We start from the raw sequence: 18,985 nt of genomic DNA on the forward strand, positions 1-18,985 counted from the left end.
GCCATCCGCGCCTTGCGGCGCGGATGGTCTCGGGAGGAGAGGGAGGAAGACGATGGCCGAGCCGGTGCTCACCATTCATGGCGTGACCAAGCATTTCGGGGCAGTGAAGGCGTTGACGGATGTCGACTTCACGCTCGAGCGCGGCGAGGTCCATGCGCTTTGCGGCGAAAACGGCGCCGGCAAGTCGACGCTGATGAACATCATCGCCGGCGTGCTGCAGCCGACCGAGGGCGAGATCCGCGTTGACGGCAAGGCCGTGCGCATCGCGTCGCCCGCTGCCGCCCAGGCGCTCGGCATCGGCCTGGTGCATCAGGAGATCGCGCTCTGCCCGGATGCGACGGTCGCCGAAAACATGTTCATGGCAGCGACCAACCGCCGCCGGACACCCTTCATGAATTACCGCGCGCTGGAACGCGACGCGCAGGCCGTGATGAACCGGCTTGCCGCCATTGACGTCCGCCGCAAGGTCGCAGACCTGCCGATTTCCAGCCAGCAGCTTGTCGAGATCGCCAAGGCGCTGACGCTCGACTGCCGCGTGCTCATTCTGGACGAACCGACCGCAGCGCTCACCGAAACCGAGGCGCAGCAGCTATTCTCGATCATTCGTGATCTCAAGGCGAACGGCATATCGATCATCTATATCAGCCATCGCATGGCCGAGATTTTCAGCCTGTGCGACCGGGTCACGGTGTTCCGCGACGGCCGCTATGTCTGCACCGACCGCATTGCCGATGTGACGCCGGACGACGTGGTGCGCCGCATGGTCGGTCGCGAGATCACGCAGCTCTATCCGGACAAACTCGGTGCGGACGAGGCGTCCGGCGCCACGATCCTTGAAGTAGACCGCATTGGTGACGATGTGCGCTTCCAGGATATCAGCTTCAAACTCCGCAGGGGCGAAATCCTCGGCATCGGTGGCCTCATCGGCTCCGGCCGCACGGAAATCGCCGAGGGCATCTGCGGGCTACGGCCGCACACTGCGGGCACGGTGCGCCTGCATGGTGATACGCAGAAGATCAAATCCTATTCGGATGCCGTGAAGGCGGGCATCGTCTATCTGTCCGAAGACCGCAAGGGCTCCGGCGTCTTTCTCGAACTGTCCATCGCGCAGAACATCTCCGTGTTGGACCTGAAGGCGCTGACCAATCCAGCCGGCCTGCTGAAACGCCGGGCGGAGACCGCGCTGGCGGAGGATTTTGCGAAGCGGCTCGGGGTGCGCATGAGCGGCGTCGATGCGCCGGTCAAATCGCTCTCCGGCGGCAACCAGCAGAAGGTGGCGATCGCCAAGCAGCTGGCGGTCAAGCCCAAGGTCATCCTGATGGATGAACCGACGCGCGGCATCGATGTCGGCGCGAAGACGGAAATTCACCGCCTGCTGCGTGATCTTGCGCGCTCGGGCATTGGGATTGTCGTCATATCCTCGGAAATGCCGGAGCTGCTCGGGCTCTGCGACCGCGTGCTTGTGGTGCGTGAAGGACGCATCGCGGGCGAACTCGGCGGAGACGAGATGACGGAAGAGGCCGTGATCCGCCTTGCATCGGGCATGGGTACGGCAAAGGCGGCAAACCATGCCGCATGAGAAGAAACTGGGAGAGACGGGAATGGCAATCGACACGATGACGGCCGGCGCGCCGAAGACATCGTCTTTCAAACGCCTCGGCACGATGCGCGAGGCCGGGCTGATCGCGATCATCCTCGCACTCTGCGTGATCATGAGCTTCGCCTCGCCGCACTTCCTGACGCTCGGCAATTTCCGCGCCATGCTGATGAGCTTTTCCGTCGAAGGCATCGTCGTCGTCGGCATGACGATCCTGTTGATCGTCGGCGGCATCGACCTCGCGGTCGGCTCCGTCGTCTGCTTCGCGATGGTGCTCTCCGGCTCGCTGTTCCTCGCAGGCCTCGACCCATGGACGGCCTCGCTGATCGGCATCCTGGCCAGCAGCGCCATCGGCGGCGCCATGGGCTTCTTCGTGACGGTCGTCGGCCTCAACCACTTCATCACGTCTCTGGCAGCCATGGTGATCGTGCGTGGTCTCTGCCTCATCATCACCAAGGGCACGCCGCTCTCGCTCTTCACGCTGCCGGCCGGCTTCAAGGCGGTCGGGCAGGGTACGTTCTACGGTGTGCCCTATGTCATCCTGATCTTCGTCGCCGTCGTCGTGCTGTTCGATTTCCTGCTGCGCCGGGCGACCGCCTTCCGCAAGGTCTTCTACACCGGCAGCAACGAGAAGGCCGCGCTCTATTCCGGCATCAAGACCAACCAGGTGAAGTTCTGGGTAACGGTGCTGTGCTCGACGCTTGCCGGTGTCGCAGGGGTCGTCTACATGTCCCGCTTCGGGGCCGCGACCCCCACCTTCGGTGCCGGTATGGAGCTGAACATCATCGCTGCGGCCGTTATCGGCGGAGCCTCGCTCAACGGTGGCTCGGGCACCATTCTCGGCGCCATCCTCGGCATCGCGCTGCTCTCGGTCGTCACCTCCTCGCTGATCCTGCTCAATGTCTCCGTCTACTGGCAGGACATGATCAAGGGCTGCATCCTGCTCGCCGCCGTCTCCATCGACCATTTCATGCACAAGCGGAAGGCCGCCTGACATGCCGATCGCCAAGCTGAAACCCAAGACGACCGCGCCGCGCGAAGAGATCGTGATCGCCCGCCAGATGCACCAGGCGCTCGTGCTGCACTTCCTCGAAGGCCTGACGCAGGCACAGATCGCCGACCAGCTCGGTCTCTCGCACGCCACCGTCAACCGCCTCATCAAGCGCGGCCGCCAGCTCGGCCTCGTCGAGATCAAGATCAAGTCGCCGGTCGAACCGTTGGTCGACATGGAAGAGCGGCTTCTGGCGCTCGGCGGCATCAGCCGCGCCGTCGTGGTGCCGACGGTCTCCGACAATCCGCAGACAGCGCTTCAGGCAGTCGGCGAAGCGGCAGCCCGGCTGCTGCTCGAAGAGATCGCCGATGGCGACACGATCTGCATCACCGGCGGCAAGGGCGTCAGTGCCGTCGTCGCCGGCCTGCAGGCAGCACGCCGCTTCGATGTCGAGGTTATCCCCGGGACGGGCTGCGTGCAGGGCAAACATTACACCGACGTCAACCACGTCTCGACGCTGATGGCCGACCGGCTTGGCGGGCGCTCCTACCAGATCCATGCGCCGCTCTTTGCCGACGATGCCGCGCAGCGGGCGATGTTGATGAACATGCGCTCCGTCGCCGACGTTTTTCAGCGGGCACGCGAGGCGAAGGTGGCGGTGGTGGGTATCGGCTCTATCCTCACGGACGACTCGAGCTATTACGACCTGCATCCCTCTTCCAGCACCGACCGTGCGGCAATCGAACGCTCGGGCGCGAGTTGCGAACTGCTCGCCCATCTGCTCGACGATCACGGACGGGTCTGCGACTACAGCCTCAACCGCTCGCTGGTCTCGCTGACGCTCCAGGAATTCGCCTCGATCCCGACGAAGATCGGCGTCGCGAGCGGCCCCAACAAGGCCGGCCCGATTCTCAGCGTGCTGCGTGGCAACCACCTCGATACGCTCGTCACCGACGAGGCGACGGGTGCTCGCATCCTCGACATTGCATCCCAGGAAGGATTTTCCGCATGAGCGGCGAACAATTGACCCGTGACATCGGGCGCTCCGGCGTCAAGGCATCTGCCGTCGGCCTCGGCACTTGGGCGATCGGCGGCTGGATGTGGGGCGGCACGGACGAGGCGGAATCGATTGCCGCCATCCAGGCCTCGCTCGATGCCGGCGTGACGCTCATCGACACGGCGCCGGCCTATGGCCTCGGCCGGTCGGAAGAAATCGTCGGCAAGGCGCTTGTCGGCCGTCGTGACAGGGCGGTGATCGCAACGAAATGCGGACTCGTCTGGCATACGCAGAAGGGCAACCACTTCTTCGATCAGGACGGCAAGCCGGTGCACCGCTATCTCGGTCGGGATTCGATCATCCACGAGGTCGAGGAAAGCCTGCGCCGGCTCGGCACGGACTATATCGACCTGTACATCACGCACTGGCAGGACCCGACGACACCCATCGAGGAGACGGTCGCGACGCTCGAAGAGCTGAAAAAGGCCGGCAAGATCCGCGCGATCGGCGCGAGCAACGTCAACCGCTCGGAACTCGAACAGTATATTGCTACCGGGTCGCTCGATGCGATCCAGGAGCGGTTCAGCATGATCGATCGCGAGATCGAGGCGGACCTGCTGCCGCTCACTCTTGCCAACGGCGTTTCGACGCTGAGTTATTCCTCGCTGGCACTTGGCCTGCTCTCCGGCACGATCGGGCCGGACCGCGTCTTTGCCGGCGACGACCAGCGCAAGGACAACCCGCGCTTCTCGGTCGCCAACCGGCAAAAGGCCAAGGATTTTTCCGAGGCGATCCGGCCTGTCGCGGAAGGCCACGGCGCCAGCATCGCACAGGTGGTGATCGCCTGGACGCTGACGCAGCCGGGCGTGACCTTCGGGCTTTGCGGCGCGCGCAACCCGGCGCAGGCGCTCGACAATGCGCGGGCGGGCACGCTCAGTCTTTCGACAGACGATCTTGCGGCGATCAATGCCGCCATATCGGCGCAACTCGTCACCATGGACGGATAACAGGCTGCCATCATGAACCGTGCAGAGACAATGGACGGGCTTCGCCGGAGCCCGAAGGTGGACGTGTGCGTCCTCGGCGGCGGCATCAACGGGCTCAGCGTCTTTCGCGAGCTGGCGTTGCAGGGCGTCAACGTACTCCTCGTCGAGAAGGATGACTATTGCTCCGGCGCCAGTGCCGCTCTCTCGCGCATGGTTCACGGTGGTCTGCGCTATCTGGAGAACGGCGAATTCAGCCTGGTGCAGGAATCGCTCGTCGAGCGCGACCGGTTGCTCCGCAGCGCCCCTCACTATGTGGCGCCGCTGCCGACGACGGTGCCGATCTTCGACATCTTCTCCGGCCTCGCCAACGGCATCGTGCGCTTCCTCGGCCTCACGCGCCGCCCTAGCCGCCGTGGTGCCATTGCCATCAAGACGGGCCTCGGCATCTACGATTTCCTGACGCGCAAACGCGCGCTGATGCCAAAACACCAGTTCCGCGGCCGCAAGGCGACGCTGGAAAAGTGGCCGGCGCTCAATCCGGCGATCCGCAACTCCGCGACCTACTACGATGCCTGGGTGAGCCATCCGGAGCGCATCGGCATCGAGCTTCTGCGCGATGGCCTGTCCGCCGGTTCGAATGCCAAGGCCCTGAACTATGCGACGGTCGAGCAGAGGGGTGCGGGAGAGTTTTTGCTGCGCGACGGCGTGTCCGGCGAGACGTTGTCTATCCAGCCAAGGTTGGTCATCAACGCGACGGGCGGCTGGATCGATATCGCAAATGGCGCGCTGTTTCCGGACGATGCGCGCCCCGCGCCGCTGATGGGCGGCACCAAGGGCTCGCACCTCATCATCGACAATCCCGCGCTACGCGACATGCTCGACGGGCACATGATCTATTACGAGAACGAGGACGGACGCATCTGCATCCTGTTCCCCTACCTCGGCAAGGTGCTGGTCGGCTCGACGGATATCCGCGTCGACGATCCCGGTACGGTGCGCTGCGAGGCGGACGAGCGCGACTATATCCTGCAATCGCTCGCCTTCGTGCTGCCGGGAGTCAAAATCCGGCCGGAAGAAATCGTCTTCCAGTTTGCCGGCGTGCGCCCGCTGCCGGCCAGCAAGGACAGTTTTACCGGCCGCATCCCGCGCGATCATTTCTGCACAGTGCTCGAGGGCCGGAATGGCGGTCCACCAGTGCTTTGCATGATCGGCGGCAAGTGGACGACCTTCCGCTCCTTTGGTGAAATGGCTGCCGATATGGCGCTGGAACGGCTCGGTCTGTCGCGTCGCGTCGATACGGCAGAACGCACCATTGGCGGCGGCCGGGCGTTTCCCAACGATCGCAGCGGCTGGGTTCGCGACCTCGCGGCCTCGACGGGGATTTCTGCGGAGCGCGCGGCAGTGCTGTTCGAGCGCTACGGCACGGATGCCGGTGATGTCGCGCGCTTCATCGCCGCTGCACCGGATCATCCGCTGCCGCATGAAGGCTACAGCGTCCGGGAGCTTGTCCATCTCATCCGCTCGGAAGCGGTCGAACATCTGGACGACCTGCTCACGCGACGCACGACGCTTGCCATCGCCGGCGAACTCTCACTTGCCATGGCTGATGCCGCTCTCGACGTGCTGGCCGCCGAAAAAGGCTGGCCGACACCGCGCAAAATCGAAGAGCGCAACCGTTTTCTAACCCTCATGCGCGAGCGCCACGGCGTCGCCGAGGAAACCCTTTCCGCAAGGAATGAACAAAGGAGTGAACTATGCGAGACTACCGCAAGGTCCGGATGAACCGGCTGTTCGGCAACGGCCGTTGCCTGGACGTGGCGATCGATCACGGCGTGTGCAACGAGCCGTCCTTTCTCGACGGGCTGGAAAACGTGCCCGCCGTTGTGAAGGCACTGGTCGATGCCAGGCCCGATGCGATCCAGATGAACTATGGCCAGGCCGACCTGTTGCAGGACATTCCCGGCAAGGACAAGCCGGCGTTGGTCATGCGCATCGACATGGGCAACCCCTATAATCGTATCCGCCATCGCGACATGTGGGCCGTGCTGCAGAACGATGCGGAGCCGCTGATCGGCGCGTTGCAGATGGATGCCGCCTGCGTCGTGGTCAACCTCTTCATGCTGCCGGACGAGCCCGACCTCTTTCGTCAATGCGTGCACAACATTTCCCGCGTGCGCGCCGATTGCGAAAAATACGGCATGCCGCTGATGATCGAGCCGCTCGTCATGCAGCCCGTCACGGAGCGCGGCGGCTATATGGTCGATGGCGACGCGGAAAAGATCGTCACCCTGACGCGCCTTGCGCGCGAAATGGGCGCGGATATCGTGAAGGCCGACCCGACGACCAATGCGGAGGATTTCCACCGCGTGGTCGAGGCGGCGCGCTGCCCGGTTCTGGTGCGCGGCGGCGGCAAGGAGGATCTCGGTGCCGTCTTCGCCAAATCTGCCGCCTTGATGCGGCAGGGCGCAATGGGCATGGTCTATGGGCGCAACATCTACCAGCATGCCAACCCGAATGCCGTGGTGCGCGGACTGATGGCGATTATCCACGACGATGCGAGCGGCGAGGAAGCCTTCGCGCAGTATCAGCAGGGTTGAGGTGCTGGAGCAATTCCGGGAAACCGCGAGGCGGTTTTCCCGGAATTGCGGAAGCTGGAGCCTTGGGAGGGGTTCAGAATGCAGAAATATCTGTTGGGGCTCGATGCCGGCAACACGGTCATCAAGGCGGTGATCTTTGACCTCGCCGGCCGGGAAGTGGCGCATGCGGGGGAGGAGGGGCATAGCCGCATGCCATGCCCCGGCCATGTCGAGCGCGATCTCGGCGAACTCTGGGCCAATGCGAAACGCGTCATCCGCACCTGCCTCGACAAGGCGGGTATCGCGGCGAGCGACATTGCCGCCATCGGCTGCGCCGGCCACGGCAACGGGCTCTATGCGCTCGACCGGGACGGCGAACCGCTGATCGGCATCCAGTCGATCGACACACGTGCCACCGGCCTCGTCGAGGAATGGCTGGCGGAAGGCGTGGGCGATCGCACCTATCCCATCGCCCGCCAACGCCCCTGGCCGTCCCAGACTCCGACGCTGCTTGCCTGGCTGAAGCGCTACAGGCCGGACGTCTTCAAGCGTATCGGCACGGTATTCTACTCCAAGGATTTCGTCGTCAACCGCCTGACCGGCGAGCGCGTCAGCGAGATGTCGGACATGTCCGGCGCCGGTCTGCTCGATCTTTCCGCCCGTCGTTACGACAAGGCGCTGATGGAGGCCTATGGCCTTGGTGATTGCCTGGAGCTGCTGCCGCGACTGATCGAAAGCGCCGACATCGCCGGGCGGGTGACGGAAGCGGTGGCCAAGGAGACGGGGCTCGCTGCCGGCACGCCTGTCATCGGCGGTTTGTTCGACGTCGTGGCCTCCGCGCTCGGCTCGGGCGTCTCGCGCACCGGCAGCGCTTCGATCATCGCCGGTACCTGGAGCATCAATCAGGTCATCATCGACAGTCCCGATCTCGACGGTCCGGTTTTCATGTCCTCGACCTTCGACCGCACGCGCTACATGGCGATGGAAAACAGCGCCACATCGGCGGCCAACCTCGAATGGCTGGTGCGTGAATTCTTCGAAGGCGAGCATGCGGAGGGCGTTTCGCCGTTCGATGCAGCTTGCGCGTTGGCCGCGGCAGTGGAGCCTGCGGCAGATGATCCGCTCTATCACCCCTATCTCTACGGCGCGCAACAGGACGGCCATGCGCGTGCCGGCTTCTATGGCATTGCCGGCTGGCATACCAAGGGACACCTGATCCGTGCGCTGCTCGAAGGTGTCGCCTTCGGCCACCGCCAGCATGTCGAGACGATCCGCAAGGCGGGCGCGACCTTCGAGGAGGCGGTGCTGTCTGGTGGCGGTTCGCGCAGCCGGCTCTGGCCGCAGATTTTTGCGGATGCGCTGCGCGTGCCCGTGACCGTCGCCGTGTCGCGCGAGACGGGCGCTCTAGGTGCGGCAATCGCGGCGGGCACGGGCGTCGGTCTCTTTGCGGATTTCACCGATGGCGCAAATGCCATGGTGCGCACCGACCGGCACTATAGGCCAAACAGTGCCCTTGCCGCGCACTATGACCGGCGGTACGCCCTCTACAAGGACATTACGGAAGCCATGACACCGCTCTGGCGGCGGCTTTCGGCAACCGAACCCAGAGCTACCGGAGTTGCGGCGTGACTTTGCATGATACTGAAACGCCGGTCGACGAGGGCTCCTACGATTTCATTATCGTCGGCGCCGGCTCGGCCGGCTGCGTCCTGGCAAACCGGCTCTCGGCCGACCCGAAGAACCGGGTGCTGCTGCTCGAGGCCGGCGGCACGGACCGCTATCACTGGGTGCATGTGCCGATCGGCTATCTCTTCTGCATGGGCAATCCGCGCACCGACTGGATGATGAAGACGGCCGCGGAAGCCGGGCTTAACGGTCGCGCGCTGAACTATCCGCGCGGGAAATTGCTGGGCGGCTGCTCATCGATCAACGGCATGATCTATATGCGCGGGCAGGCGGCCGACTATGACGGCTGGCGGCAGGCCGGCAATGCCGGCTGGGGTTGGGACGATGTCCTGCCCTATTTCCTGAAGTCGGAAGACAATTATCGCGGTAAATCCGCCATGCACGGTGCCGGCGGTGAATGGCGCGTCGAGCGCCAGCGCCTGTCCTGGCCGATCCTCGATGCGTTCCGCGATGCGGCGGAGGAACTCGGGGTTCCGAAGACCGACGACTTCAACGACGGCGACAATGAAGGCTCCGGCTATTTCGAGGTCAACCAGCGCGGCGGCCTGCGCTGGAACACCACGAAGGCCTTCCTGCGGCCTGCCATGAAACGGAAGAACCTCCGCGTCTTGACTGGGGCCGAGACTGAGCGGCTGGAATTCGAGGGCAAGGCGATCTCCGGCGTCCGCTTCCGCCTTGGTGGACGACTCTGCATCGCGCGGGCTTCCCGCGAAGTCCTGCTGTCGGCCGGCGCCATCAACTCGCCGAAGATCCTGGAACTGTCCGGCATCGGCCGGCCGGATGTGCTCTCGGCGTTCGATCTTCCCGTGCAGCACGCGCTGCAGGGCGTCGGTGAAAACCTGCAGGACCACCTGCAGATCCGTACTGTCTTCAAGATCGAAGGCGCACGTACACTGAACCAACTCTACCACAACCTGTTCAGCCGCGCCGGTATGGGCCTGCAATATGCCTTCAATCGTTCCGGCCCGCTCTCCATGGCACCGAGTCAGCTCGGCATCTTTGCGAAAAGCGATCCCGCCGTCGCCACGGCCGATCTCGAATACCATGTCCAGCCGCTCAGCACCGATCGGCTCGGCGAGCCGCTGCACCGCTACCCGGCCGTCACGGTTTCCGTCTGCAATCTGAGGCCCGAAAGCCGGGGTACTGTGCACGTCACGACCCGCGACGTGGCTTTGCCACCGGAAATACGCCCCAACTACCTTTCGACCGTCGGCGACCGTCTGCTTGCGGCCAAATCCATTCGCCACGCTCGCAGCCTCATGCAGACCAAGGCGATCGATCGCTTCCGTCCGCAGGAAATGCTGCCGGGTCGCGAATACCAGAGCGATGAGGAACTGATCCAGCGCGCTGGCGACATCGCCACGACGATCTTCCACCCCGTCGGCACCTGCAAGATGGGCGACGACCCGATGGCTGTGGTGGATTCGAAGCTTCGCGTGCACGGGATCGGCAATTTGCGCGTCGTCGATGCCTCGATCATGCCGACGATTGTCTCCGGCAATACGAATTCGCCGGTCATCATGATTGCGGAAAAGGCGGCGGAGGCCATTTTGGCGCGCGCATAGGCAAACGTCTTGCGGTAGTTTGGCATCTCATCGCAGCGTTACTCAATCCAAGGCCTTCGCGACGTGAGCAAGCCGAACTACGGGGACATCGCCCGGCATGCCGGTGTCGGGACCGCCACGGTCGAGCGCGTGCTGAACGGCCGCGGCGGGGTGCGGCCCGATCTGGTCGCGAAGGTGGTCATTGCGGCGCGTAGCCTGAAATACCCGCGCACGCTGCCCGACACCCATCGCGGCTTGCTGCGCATCGAAGTGCTGATGGTGCGCCCCGAGACCACCTTCTATCGACGGCTTTCCAAGGCGTTCGAACGCATTGCCGCCACGCTCGATCCGCTCGCCGTCGTTCACCGCAGCTTCACGGAAGAAATGAAGCCGGAGGAGATCGCCAAACGCATTCTTTCCACCGAGACGCCCCGCGCCGGCCTGATCCTCGCCGTTCCCAACAGTCCGTTGATCAGCGCGGCTGTGGAGGCGGTCATCGCCCGCGGCGTGCCCGTCGTCCATGTCGTGACCCGAGCGTCCGGCAACAGCGCGGAATTCGTCGGCATCGATAATTATGCCGCCGGCCGTACGGCGGCCTATTTCATCGCGCGAATGGCCAAGGTGGAGGGGCCAGTCGTGGCGCTCTGCCACCCGATCTACCAGGTGCACCGCGACCGTATTCGGGGCTTCTCCGACTATTTTCTGGATCATCCAGGGTCGATCGCCTTCGAATGGCTCGGTTACAGCCGGGATGAGGAGAGTTTCAGTGCGGAAACACTCTCCATTGCGCTTGAAAAATACCCGAACCTCGTCGGCCTCTACAATGCGGGCGGGGCGAATTCCGCGCTCATCAGCGTGCTGCGGCGCCATCCGCGGGGCCGCGATATCCTGTTCGTCGGCCACGAACTGACCGACTATACACGCTCGGCGCTGAGCGAGGGCATCATGGATGTCGTGCTCGACCAGGCACCCGAGGCGCAGGCGCAACGCGCGCTTGATCTCATCCTGCGCCGCATCGGCCTGACCGAGATCGAACCGGACCGGAATCCCATTCGTTTCATCACCATAACCGCCGAAGGGCTTTGATCTGATTTGATCAAGGAAGCCTTCGCCGTTCCACGGCACTCCTGATAATTTTCAAATCAGGAGGAGAGCCGGCGTTCCAACCAGAACGTACGGGTAAGGCGCGTCATGCGCTCTCCTTTCACAAATTGTGCGGGCCAAAACCCGAAGGAGAGCGCAATGGACGATCTGAAATATGGCAAGCGCAACAAGCGCGGTGACTGGGCGCCGAACGAGCCGGTTGAAACCGCGCCGCTCTTCGTCTTTCCGCCAAAGCTGATGGCAGTCGTGAAATGGCTGCCGCATTACTTCTTCCCGTGGAATGTGATCTTTGCCCTGTCGGCGGTCGCCTATTGGGCCTGGGTCATTCCGTCCGTCGAAACCATGCAGACATTGAGCATCGGCTGGGCGGCCTGGCTTTATGCCGTGAATGCGGTCTGCGTTCTCCTCTTCTACGGCGCCTTCGAGGTCCACCTCTATGTGCTGAAGCGGCAGGAAAACCGCTTCAAGTACAATGGAAAATTCCCCTCAGACCAGAAGAACAAGGCCTTCTGGTTCGAAAGCCAGAACCTTGACAACATCCTGCGCACGTTCCTTTCGGGCGTCACTATCTGGACGGCCATCGAAGTGGCCATGCTCTGGGCCTATGCCAACGGCTATGCACCCTGGCTGAGCTTTTCGGAGAACCCGTGGACACTGGCGCTCGTGGCCCTCGTGGTGCCGATCATTCACGAATTCCACTTCTTTTGCATCCACCGGCTCATCCACACGCCGTTCCTCTACAAGTGGGTGCATTCGGTCCACCACAATTCCGTGAACCCGTCGCCGTGGTCGTCGCTGTCGATGCATCCGGTCGAGCATCTGCTCTATCTCGGCACGGCGTTCTATCACCTCATCCTGCCGTCCAACCCGATCCTCATGCTCTACCAGCTGCACTATGCGGGTTTCGGCGCCATCCCCGGCCATGTCGGCTTTGACAAGGTCGAGGTGGGCGAGGACAAGCTGGTCGATAGCCACGCCTATGCGCACTACCTGCACCACAAGTATTTCGAGGTGAACTACGGCGACGCGCTGATCCCGCTCGATAAGTGGTTCGGCACCTGGCACGACGGCTCGACTGAGGGCGAGGCGCAGATGCAGGAGCGCTACCGCAGGCGCAAGGAAAAGCTCGCCGCCCGCAAGGCCCGCGCCGAAATCCAGGGAGCAGCAGAATGATCTGGGTTCCCGCCTGCAAGCTCGACGATATCGAACAGGAAGGCGCCATTCGCTTCGATCATGGCGGCCGCACCTACGCGATCTACCGCGCCCCCGATGACCAGGTCTATTGCACGGCCGGTCTCTGCACCCACGAGGCGATCCATCTCGCGGATGGGCTGGTCATGGATTTCGAGGTGGAATGTCCCAAGCATTCCGGCGTCTTCGACTATCGCACCGGCGAGGCCATCCGGCTTCCCGCCTGCGAGAACCTGAAAACCTATCCAGCGGAGGTCGTCGACGGAGAGGTTCGCGTGGCCCTGACCTAGGGGCGCGCCTTTAGAGACCGGGCCCGACCGGGCCTCCGGAATGCGATCGGGTGAGCCGGCACCCATTGGGAGGATACGATGAAATCGATGTACCTGGCGGCCGCCTTGGCCGCCTTGATGGGAAGTGCTGCCTCGGCGGAGACGATCGGCGTCTCCATGCAGAGCTTCGACAACAACTTCCAGACGCTTCTGCGCGAAGGCATCAGCGCACGGGCTTCGGCGGTGGAAGGCGTCAACGTGCAGATCGAGGATGCGCAGACCGACATTTCCAAGCAGCTCAACCAGGTGAACAACTTCATCGCGGCTGGCGTGGACGCTATCGTGATGACGCTGACGGACACGTCCGCCGCACCCGGCATCAGCGAAGCGGCCGAGAAGGCGGGCATTCCGCTGGTCTATCTCAACCTTGAGCCCGACAATGTCGGCAAGCTACCGGAAAAGCAGGCCTATGTCGGATCGAAGGAAACGGATTCCGGAAAGCTGGGCGCGGAAGCCGCCTGTTCGATCCTGAAGGAGAAGGGCAAGACCAGCAATGCACAGGTTTATATCCTGATGGGCGATCTCGCGCACCAGGCCTCGCGCGACCGCACCTCCTCGTTCAAGGAAACGCTGGCGGCCAGCGATTGCAAGGGCGTAACCTTTGCCGACGAGCAGTCGGGCGCCTGGACGCGCACCAATGCGATGGACCTGACGACCAACTGGATCACCGCCGGCCAGCCGATCGACGTGGTCTTCGCCAACAATGACGAAATGGCGATCGGCGCCATCCAGGCACTCAAGGCGGCGGGTGTCTCGATGGAGGACGTGATCGTCGTTGGCATCGACGCCACGCAGGACGGCCTTGCCGCCATGGCGGCCGGCGATCTCGACGCGACCGTGTTCCAGAACGCCAAGGGCCAGTCAGCCAGCGCGGTGAATGCCGCGGTCGCGCTGGTGCGCGGCGAACCGGTCGAAAAGCAGGTCTGGGTGCCGTTCGAACTCGTGACGCCGAAGAACATGGCCGACTACGCCAACAAGAACTGATCCTCCCTCTGGGCCGGCGCATCTTGCGGATGTGTCGGTCCCTTTCACATGGAGACACCATGGACGGTATCGTCATCATCGGCGCAGGCGAGGCCGGCACAAGGGCGGCTTTCGCCGTACGCGAAGCAGGGTTTGCCGGCGCCGTCACGCTGGTTGGCTCGGAACCGCACCTGCCCTACGAACGCCCGCCGCTGTCTAAGCCGCTCGAAGGCACCGTACAGATGAAGGCGATCTGCGGGGCCGAAGCACTGGAAGCCGCAGGCATCGACTATCTTCAGGGCGTCTCGGCATCGGGTCTTGATACAGGTCTGCTGAGTGTGACGCTCAGTGACGGTCGTTCCCTGCATTATGAAAAACTGCTCCTCGCCACGGGTGCGCGACCCAGACAATTGAGCTGCCCCGGGGCACACCACGCGCTCGACTTCCGAACCTATGCAGATGCGACGGTGATCTTCTCCCGCGCGCAAGCCGGCGGGCGTGTCGCTATCATCGGCGGTGGTCTGATCGGCATGGAGCTTGCAGCCGTGCTGCGTGCCAAAGGTGTTGCCGTCAGCATTATCGAGGTGGCACCAAAACCGCTTGGACGGGCCGTTCCCCCGCGCTTTGCAGCGAAATTGCATGCCCGGCACGTGGAAGAAGGCGTCCAATTTCATCTGGGCCAAGGCATTGCGGAAATCACGCCGGGCTCGGTCCTGCTTGCTGACGGTAGTCTAGTGCGCGCGGATATCGTGGTCGCTGCGATCGGCGTTCAGCCGGATATGGCGCTGGCCGAAGCGGCGGGGCTCGCCACCGGCAACGGCATCCTGGCGGATGTTTCCCTTCGCACCAGCGATCCGCACGTCTTCGCGGCCGGAGACTGCGCCGCGGTATCCCAGGCCGGTGGCGGGCATACCCGGTTCGAGAGCTGGCGAAATGCCCGCAGCCAGGCCGAGACGGCCGGCCGGAATATGGCCGGAGCAAACGAGACCTTTGCCGCCGCTCCGTGGTTCTGGTCGGATCAATATGATCTCGGCTTGCAGGTCGCGGGCTTGCCATTGCCGTCGCATCAGAGTGTGGTGCGGTCAGTCGGCGAAGGGGAACTGGAATTCTTCCTCGATAACGGATGCCTTGTGGCGGCGGCGGGCCTTGGCCCCGGAAACAGTCTCGCCAAGGACATCAAACTGGCCGAGATGCTGATCGCTGCCGGGATGAACCCCGATCCTGCAACGCTTGAAGATCCCGGTGTGAACCTCAAATCGCTTTTGAAAAGCGCGCGGGCAGCCTGATGCAGCCCCTGCTCTTCTTCCAATCCCTCTGGGCCATGGAGCGCCGGCACACGGATGGCCACGAACGCAGTCTTGCGGAAAATGTCGCGATGATCGCTGATGCCGGTTTCGACGGTATCAGCGCGCACTATACCAACCGCGCTGACGTCACGCGCCTCAACCAGGCCATAGTGGGGACTGGCCTGAAGATCGAGGGCGTCTGCTTCCCGCGTACGGTCGATGACCTGCGCCTGCCGCTGGAGCTTGCAGCCAAGTATCCCGTCAGCCACATCAACCTGCAGCCGGATACCCGTCTGCGCCGGGTGGAGGATTGCCTGCCGCTGCTCGACGGCTGGATGCGGCTTGCCGAGGATGCGGGCATTCCCGTGTTGATCGAAACGCACCGCGACCGGATGACCACGGACCTGTTCTTCACGCTGGACCTTTTGGACCAACGGCCCGATCTGCCGCTCCTCGCCGACCTGTCGCATTTCCTGGTCGGCCGGGAGTTTGCCTTTCCGATCGAGGAGGAGAACCACGCGCTGATCCGGCGCATCTTGCGCAATGCGCAGGCTTTTCACGGACGCGTCGCGTCACGCGAGCAGGTGCAGATCGAAATTTCCTTTCCGCATCATCGTCCCTGGGTCGATCTCTTCCTCGAATGGTGGGACTACGGTATTCGTAGCTGGCGGTCGCGCGCAGCCGATGATGCCGAACTCGTCTTCACCTGCGAACTCGGTCCCAAGCCTTATGCGATCACCGGCAGGGACGGCAATGACACGACGGACCGCTGGGCGGAGGCGCTCATGCTGCGACAGATGGTGCGTGATCTGTGGAACGCGACGGGGTAACCGCCTTTCACTTGAGGCATGAGGGCAGCGACCCGTCGGCGCCCTGACGGTAACCGCGTCGTATCTCCTCCCGTCGCGGTTGAAAGGAGAGGGGTGGCTCCCGGCCGCCCCTCTTCTGTCGTCCGATAGGTGCGGCGATGCCGGGCGGTGGCTGCAGGCGATAGGAATTCCCTATCAAGCCATACGAACCGTCCCCTTGATCATTCCTGACGGATCGCAAATACAGGAGGAATGGCTACTACCTTTATCGGCAAAAAGTCCTCCGCAGCCGGCGGCTGGGGAGCGTTGAAGAGTTGCGGCAAGCGGTTGCTCGAGAGCGGCATGCCGATCTCCGGTGCTCGCACCCTCTTGAAGGCCAACCAGCCGGACGGCTTCGATTGCCCCGGCTGCGCCTGGGGCGACCCGGAGCACGGCTCCTCCTTCGAATTCTGCGAGAACGGCGTGAAGGCCGTGGCGTGGGAAGCAACGGAAAAGCGGGCCACGCCGGCCTTTTTCGCCGCACACACCGTTTCGGAACTCCGCAAGCTGACGGACTATGAACTGGAGCTCCACGGCCGTTTGACGCATCCGATGCGCTACGACGCGGCAAGCGACACCTATCTGCCGGTCGCGTGGGACGACGCCTTTGCCGAGATCGGCGCCATCCTCAAAAGCCTGGAAAACCCGGATCGTGCGGAGTTCTACACGTCCGGTCGCGCCAGCAACGAGGCGGCCTACCTCTACCAGCTCTTCGTGCGCGTCTATGGAACGAACAATTTTCCCGACTGCTCGAACATGTGCCATGAGGCGAGCGGCGTGGGCCTGCGCCAGGCGATCGGCGTCGGCAAGGGCACGGTGCTTCTGGAGGATTTCGAGAAGGCCGATGCGATCTTCGTGATCGGCCAGAATCCCGGCACGAACCACCCCCGCATGCTGGGGGATCTGCGCCGCGCGGCCATCCGCGGCACCCGCATCGTCGTCTTCAACCCCATCCGCGAACGCGGCCTCGAGCGTTTCTCCGATCCGCAGGACAAGATCGAGATGCTGCGCGGCGGTTCGACCGACATTGCCAGCCACTATTTCCAGCCGCAGCTTGGCGGCGACATGGCGGCCGTGCGCGGCATGACCAAAGCCGTGTTCGCGGCCGAGGATGCGGCAGTCGCCGCCGGCCTTCCCGCCGTACTCGACCATGCCTTCCTTGCCGAGCATTGCGCCGGTCTTGCAGACTATCGTGCCGCCGTCGAGGCGACGGGCTGGGCCGAGATCGAGGACCAGTCCGGCCTGACCCGCGCGGAGATCGAGCGGGCGGCGGACGTCTACATAAATGCCGAACGCGTCATCTGCACCTGGGCGATGGGGGTCACGCAGCACCTGCACTCCGTCGCGACGATCCGCGAGATCGCCAATTTCATGTTGTTGCGCGGCAATATCGGCAGGCCGGGCGCCGGCCTCTGCCCGGTGCGCGGCCATTCCAACGTGCAGGGCGACCGTACGGTCGGCATCAACGAAAAACCGCCGGAAGCTTTTCTCGATGCGCTGGAGCAGCATTTCGGCTTCGCCGTGCCGCGCAAACACGGGCACAACGTGCTGTCGGCGATCGGCGCGATGCTGGATGGTTCCGCGCAGGCCTTCATCGGTCTTGGCGGCAATTTTGCCCGCGCGACGCCGGATAGTGCGCTGGTCGAAAAGGCGCTTCGCAACCTCAAGCTGACGGTGAACATCGCCACCAAGCCCAACCATTCGCATCTGATGCCGGGCGAGGTCTCCTACATCCTGCCGTGCCTCGGCCGGACCGAGATGGATCTCAATTCCGCGGGCCAGTCCCAGCTGATCAGCGTCGAGGATTCGATGAGCATGGTGCACGGCTCGGCCGGCATCAACCGTCCGGCCTCACCGCATCTCTTGTCCGAAGTAGCCATCATTGCCGGGATAGCGGCGGCAACCGTCGGCGACGCTGTCGTCGACTGGGCGGAGCTTGCCGACGACCATGACCGTATCCGCGATCATATCGAGGCGACCATTCCGGGTTTCGAGGATTTCAACAAGCGCCTGCGCAAGCCCCGCGGCTTTCTGCTGCGCAACACGGCCGCGCATCGGGAATGGGACACGCCGGCGGGCAAGGCGACGTTCTTCTCCGGGACGCTGCCGCATGAGACCGTGCATCAGCGGGCAAAACGTGGCGGCGGACGTTTCGCCTTGCAGACGTTCCGCTCGCACGACCAGTACAACACGACCGTCTACGGCCTTGATGACCGCTATCGCGGGGTCTACGGCGAGCGGCAGGTCATCTTCATCCATCCGGAAGACCTGAAGGCCATGGGGGCCGAGGCGGGAGAGCGGGTGGACGTGGTCGGGGACCATGACGACGGTATCGAGCGCCTGGCGGCGGATTTCCGCTTCGTGCCCTATGATATCCCGCGCGGCAGCATTGCCGGCTACTATCCGGAACTGAACGTGCTGGTACCGCTCGGCAGCGCCGGGGATGAAAGCGACACGCCGACCTCCAAATCCGTCATGGTGACCTTCCGCAGGCGCGAGGCGGCGTGAGCGGCGGCGCGCCGGATATCGACCGTTTCCTGGCCTGCGTCGCACGTCTTCAAGCCGAGGCTCCGCACCTGACAGCGATACAGGCCGGTCTTCTCGTTGCCGCCCATCTCGGCGTCGCACATGACAGCCGCACCTTTGCCCGCAAGCTCGGCCTCGCCCATGCCCTCGTGCTACGCGAATTGAATGCCCTTGCCGAGCAAGGCGCCTTACTCCACATCGAAAGTCGCGATGCGCGGACGATGCGCACCGCCTTTACGCCGGGCACGGGAGCCGGGCGTCTTCTCGCATTGCTTCCATAGGGGCCGGCGTCCTGATCCTATGCGTCTTTGAACATGCCGCTGCGAAGTGCATCCTTCTCGCTATAAAACTATTTGACTAA

Annotated in this window: 16 protein-coding genes; all 16 read left to right on the top strand. The window is 63.6% G+C overall.

The features are described 5' to 3' along the window. Positions 1 to 52 precede the first annotated feature (52 nt). On the top strand, positions 53 to 1,579 hold the full coding sequence (locus ACT6VE_RS28125) for a sugar ABC transporter ATP-binding protein (protein ID WP_444801601.1): 1,527 nt from the start codon (positions 53 to 55) through the stop codon (positions 1,577 to 1,579). 22 nt (positions 1,580 to 1,601) lie between these two features. After that, positions 1,602 to 2,591: an ABC transporter permease gene (locus tag ACT6VE_RS28130; RefSeq protein ID WP_444801602.1), complete on the top strand. Its 990-nt coding sequence runs from the start codon at positions 1,602 to 1,604 to the stop codon at positions 2,589 to 2,591. 1 nt (position 2,592) lies between these two features. Continuing rightward, positions 2,593 to 3,600 carry a sugar-binding transcriptional regulator gene (locus ACT6VE_RS28135; RefSeq protein WP_444801603.1) on the top strand — a complete coding sequence of 336 codons (1,008 nt, stop codon included), beginning with the start codon at positions 2,593 to 2,595 and terminating at the stop codon, positions 3,598 to 3,600. Continuing rightward, a complete protein-coding gene (locus ACT6VE_RS28140) occupies positions 3,597 to 4,592 on the top strand; it encodes an aldo/keto reductase (RefSeq protein WP_444801604.1) in 996 nt (331 codons plus the stop codon). Before ACT6VE_RS28135 ends, ACT6VE_RS28140 begins: the two co-directional genes overlap by 4 nt. Before the next feature lie 12 nt (positions 4,593 to 4,604). Next, complete coding sequence (locus ACT6VE_RS28145; RefSeq protein ID WP_444801605.1) at positions 4,605 to 6,353, top strand: FAD-dependent oxidoreductase; 1,749 nt, start codon at positions 4,605 to 4,607, stop codon at positions 6,351 to 6,353. Next, on the top strand, positions 6,326 to 7,168 hold the full coding sequence (locus tag ACT6VE_RS28150; protein ID WP_444801606.1) for a class I fructose-bisphosphate aldolase: 843 nt from the start codon (positions 6,326 to 6,328) through the stop codon (positions 7,166 to 7,168). The genes ACT6VE_RS28145 and ACT6VE_RS28150 overlap by 28 nt, the downstream gene beginning before the upstream one ends. Positions 7,169 to 7,246: 78 nt before the next feature. After that, a complete protein-coding gene (locus ACT6VE_RS28155; protein WP_444801607.1) occupies positions 7,247 to 8,776 on the top strand; it encodes an FGGY-family carbohydrate kinase in 1,530 nt (509 codons plus the stop codon). Between the two features lie 2 nt (positions 8,777 to 8,778). Continuing rightward, entirely contained in the window at positions 8,779 to 10,398 is a 1,620-nt protein-coding gene (locus ACT6VE_RS28160; RefSeq protein ID WP_444801629.1) for a GMC family oxidoreductase, read from the top strand. Between the two features lie 63 nt (positions 10,399 to 10,461). Next, complete coding sequence (locus ACT6VE_RS28165) at positions 10,462 to 11,463, top strand: LacI family DNA-binding transcriptional regulator (RefSeq protein ID WP_444801608.1); 1,002 nt, start codon at positions 10,462 to 10,464, stop codon at positions 11,461 to 11,463. Positions 11,464 to 11,619: 156 nt separating this feature from the next. Next, the gene (locus tag ACT6VE_RS28170) at positions 11,620 to 12,654 is read left to right on the top strand and encodes a sterol desaturase family protein (RefSeq protein WP_444801609.1); all 1,035 of its coding nucleotides are present in this window, start codon (positions 11,620 to 11,622) and stop codon (positions 12,652 to 12,654) included. Then, positions 12,651 to 12,962 (top strand): MocE family 2Fe-2S type ferredoxin, encoded by a 312-nt coding sequence (locus ACT6VE_RS28175; protein WP_444801610.1) that lies wholly within the window; start codon positions 12,651 to 12,653, stop codon positions 12,960 to 12,962. Before ACT6VE_RS28170 ends, ACT6VE_RS28175 begins: the two co-directional genes overlap by 4 nt. A gap of 78 nt (positions 12,963 to 13,040) precedes the next feature. Further along, complete coding sequence (locus ACT6VE_RS28180; protein ID WP_444801611.1) at positions 13,041 to 13,985, top strand: substrate-binding domain-containing protein; 945 nt, start codon at positions 13,041 to 13,043, stop codon at positions 13,983 to 13,985. A gap of 59 nt (positions 13,986 to 14,044) precedes the next feature. Continuing rightward, positions 14,045 to 15,250 carry an NAD(P)/FAD-dependent oxidoreductase gene (locus tag ACT6VE_RS28185; protein WP_444801612.1) on the top strand — a complete coding sequence of 402 codons (1,206 nt, stop codon included), beginning with the start codon at positions 14,045 to 14,047 and terminating at the stop codon, positions 15,248 to 15,250. Beyond that, positions 15,247 to 16,080, top strand: a complete 834-nt coding sequence (locus ACT6VE_RS28190) for a sugar phosphate isomerase/epimerase family protein (protein WP_444801630.1) — start codon at positions 15,247 to 15,249, stop codon at positions 16,078 to 16,080. Before ACT6VE_RS28185 ends, ACT6VE_RS28190 begins: the two co-directional genes overlap by 4 nt. Before the next feature lie 231 nt (positions 16,081 to 16,311). Then, a complete protein-coding gene (locus ACT6VE_RS28195; protein ID WP_444801613.1) occupies positions 16,312 to 18,606 on the top strand; it encodes an FdhF/YdeP family oxidoreductase in 2,295 nt (764 codons plus the stop codon). Then, a complete protein-coding gene (locus ACT6VE_RS28200) occupies positions 18,603 to 18,905 on the top strand; it encodes a hypothetical protein (protein WP_444801614.1) in 303 nt (100 codons plus the stop codon). The genes ACT6VE_RS28195 and ACT6VE_RS28200 overlap by 4 nt, the downstream gene beginning before the upstream one ends. Positions 18,906 to 18,985: the final 80 nt, after the last annotated feature.

Source organism: Shinella sp. (assembly GCF_052438155.1).
Lineage (GTDB): Bacteria > Pseudomonadota > Alphaproteobacteria > Rhizobiales > Rhizobiaceae > Shinella.

Excerpts from the sequence above, each read along its gene's own strand:
- ACT6VE_RS28150 (WP_444801606.1), top strand. The coding sequence starts at position 6,326 with ATGCGAGACTACCGCAAGGTCCGGATGAACCGGCTGTTCGGCAACGGC.
- ACT6VE_RS28125 (WP_444801601.1), top strand. The coding sequence starts at position 53 with ATGGCCGAGCCGGTGCTCACCATTCATGGCGTGACCAAGCATTTCGGG.
- ACT6VE_RS28130 (WP_444801602.1), top strand. The coding sequence starts at position 1,602 with ATGGCAATCGACACGATGACGGCCGGCGCGCCGAAGACATCGTCTTTC.
- ACT6VE_RS28145 (WP_444801605.1), top strand. The coding sequence starts at position 4,605 with ATGAACCGTGCAGAGACAATGGACGGGCTTCGCCGGAGCCCGAAGGTG.
- ACT6VE_RS28155 (WP_444801607.1), top strand. The coding sequence starts at position 7,247 with ATGCAGAAATATCTGTTGGGGCTCGATGCCGGCAACACGGTCATCAAG.
- ACT6VE_RS28185 (WP_444801612.1), top strand. The coding sequence starts at position 14,045 with ATGGACGGTATCGTCATCATCGGCGCAGGCGAGGCCGGCACAAGGGCG.
- ACT6VE_RS28180 (WP_444801611.1), top strand. The coding sequence starts at position 13,041 with ATGAAATCGATGTACCTGGCGGCCGCCTTGGCCGCCTTGATGGGAAGT.
- ACT6VE_RS28140 (WP_444801604.1), top strand. The coding sequence starts at position 3,597 with ATGAGCGGCGAACAATTGACCCGTGACATCGGGCGCTCCGGCGTCAAG.
- ACT6VE_RS28195 (WP_444801613.1), top strand. The coding sequence starts at position 16,312 with ATGGCTACTACCTTTATCGGCAAAAAGTCCTCCGCAGCCGGCGGCTGG.
- ACT6VE_RS28170 (WP_444801609.1), top strand. The coding sequence starts at position 11,620 with ATGGACGATCTGAAATATGGCAAGCGCAACAAGCGCGGTGACTGGGCG.
- ACT6VE_RS28135 (WP_444801603.1), top strand. The coding sequence starts at position 2,593 with ATGCCGATCGCCAAGCTGAAACCCAAGACGACCGCGCCGCGCGAAGAG.
- ACT6VE_RS28175 (WP_444801610.1), top strand. The coding sequence starts at position 12,651 with ATGATCTGGGTTCCCGCCTGCAAGCTCGACGATATCGAACAGGAAGGC.